We start from the raw sequence: 2,500 nt of genomic DNA on the forward strand, positions 1-2,500 counted from the left end.
TGGTTGCGGGGGCAGGATTTGAACCTGCGGCCTTCAGGTTATGAGCCTGACGAGCTACCGGGCTGCTCCACCCCGCGTTATCCGTTTGCGTCTTAAACGCATTATGGGCCGCTTGTGCGGCCCATTCAAGTGTTCGGCCTGAGCCGGTGCGTGTCGAGAAGATGTTTCGTTGGGAAAGGCCGCTTGCCCCAAAAGTCTGCAACTTTTCGGGCGCCTTTTCTTTATCAACTTGCCTTTAGCAGACCTGGCAGCGACCTACTCTCCCGCGTCTTGAGACGAAGTACCATTGGCGCTGGGGCGTTTCACGGCCGTGTTCGGAATGGGAACGGGTGCAGCCACCCCGCCAGAACCACCAGGTCGGCTAAGGGCAAATTGATATGAGAAGCTGGTCAGGCCGGAGCCTGTTTTTTTGTGAACACGTCTTTGAACCTTTGCGTCAGGACAAAAGGTCCGCATCATCGGCGCAGCTTTGCTGCGCTGATGAGCATTTTCAATGAGAACGATCAAGCCAATCGAGCGATTAGTACCGGTAAGCTTCACGCATTGCTGCGCTTCCACACCCGGCCTATCAACGTGGTCGTCTTCCACGGCTCTCAAGGGAATACTCGTTTTCAGGTGGGTTTCCCGCTTAGATGCCTTCAGCGGTTATCCCTTCCGTATATAGCTACCCTGCTATGCCCTTGGCAGGACAACAGGTCCACCAGAGATACGTCCATCCCGGTCCTCTCGTACTAGGGACAGATCCTGTCAATATTCCTACACCCACGGCAGATAGGGACCGAACTGTCTCACGACGTTCTGAACCCAGCTCACGTACCGCTTTAATTGGCGAACAGCCAAACCCTTGGGACCTGCTCCAGCCCCAGGATGCGATGAGCCGACATCGAGGTGCCAAACAACCCCGTCGATATGGACTCTTGGGGGTCATCAGCCTGTTATCCCCGGCGTACCTTTTATCCGTTGAGCGATGGCCCTTCCACGCGGGACCACCGGATCACTATGACCGACTTTCGTCTCTGCTCGACTTGTCAGTCTCGCAGTCAGGCGGGCTTATGCCATTGCACTCGACGAGCGATTTCCGACCGCTCTGAGCCCACCATCGCGCGCCTCCGTTACTCTTTCGGAGGCGACCGCCCCAGTCAAACTACCCACCATACACGGTCCCGGATCCGGATAACGGACCGCGGTTAGACATCCATGACGATAAGGGTGGTATTTCAAGGATGGCTCCACAGAAACTGGCGTCCCTGCTTCAAAGCCTACCACCTATCCTACACATGCCGACACGAATGCCAGTGTAAAGCTATAGTAAAGGTGCACGGGGTCTTTCCGTCTGACCGCAGGAACCCCGCATCTTCACGGGGAATTCAATTTCACTGAGTCTATGTTGGAGACAGCGGGGAAGTCGTTACGCCATTCGTGCAGGTCGGAACTTACCCGACAAGGAATTTCGCTACCTTAGGACCGTTATAGTTACGGCCGCCGTTTACTGGGGCTTCGATTCAAAGCTTGCACCTCTCCTCTTAACCTTCCAGCACCGGGCAGGCGTCAGACCCTATACGTCGTCTTGCGACTTCGCAGAGCCCTGTGTTTTTGATAAACAGTCGCTACCCCCTGGTCTGTGCCACCCCTTTCCACTTGCGTAAAAAGAGGTCACGCTTCTTCCGAAGTTACGCGTGCAATTTGCCGAGTTCCTTCAACATAGTTCTCTCAAGCGCCTTGGTATACTCTACCTGACCACCTGTGTCGGTTTCGGGTACGGTCTATACGGTGGAGCTATTTCCTGGAACCGCTTCGCGGCAAGGTCAATCCAATAAGACCTTACAACTTACGCGATCCGTCACTACCACCAGGCCCACGAATATTAACGTGGTTCCCATCGACTACGCGTGTCCGCCTCGTCTTAGGGGCCGGCTAACCCTGCTCAGATTAACTTTAAGCAGGAACCCTTGGTCTTTCGGCGAGGGAGTCTCTCACTCCCTTTATCGTTACTCATGTCAACATTCGCACTTCCGATACCTCCAGGACCCCTCACGGGTATCCCTTCACAGGCTTACGGAACGCTCCGCTACCACGTGCATTGCTGCACATCCTCAGCTTCGGTGCATGGCTTCAGCCCCGTTACATTTTCGGCGCAAAGACCCTTATTTAGACCAGTGAGCTGTTACGCTTTCTTTAAATGATGGCTGCTTCTAAGCCAACATCCTGGTTGTTTTGGGATCCTCACATCCTTTCCCACTTAGCCATGACTTGGGGACCTTAGCTGGAGGTCAGGGTTGTTGCCCTTTTCACGACGGACGTTAGCACCCGCCGTGTGTCTGCCGACTAGTACTCCTCGGTATTCGGAGTTTGGTTAGGATCAGTAAGACGGTGAGTCCCCATAGCCCATCCAGTGCTCTACCCCCGAGGGTATTCGGTCGACGCTCTACCTAAATAGATTTCGCGGAGAACCAGCTATTTCCGAGTTTGATTGGCCTTTCACCCCTAGCCACAAGTCATC

1 tRNA gene and 2 rRNA genes (1 of these 3 cut by a window edge) are annotated in these 2,500 nt (G+C 54.5%); all 3 read right to left on the reverse strand.

Annotation, left to right across the window (positions count from 1 at the left end):
* Window positions 1-77, reverse strand: a tRNA-Met gene (locus J2Y48_RS25250).
* Window positions 78-242: 165 nt separating this feature from the next.
* Window positions 243-357 (reverse strand): 5S ribosomal RNA (gene rrf, locus J2Y48_RS25255).
* Window positions 358-499: 142 nt separating this feature from the next.
* Window positions 500-2,500 (reverse strand): 23S ribosomal RNA (locus J2Y48_RS25260); it runs 796 nt beyond the window's last position.

Origin of the sequence: Mycoplana sp. BE70, assembly GCF_031455855.1 — a bacterium.
Classification (GTDB): Bacteria; Pseudomonadota; Alphaproteobacteria; order Rhizobiales; family Rhizobiaceae; genus Mycoplana.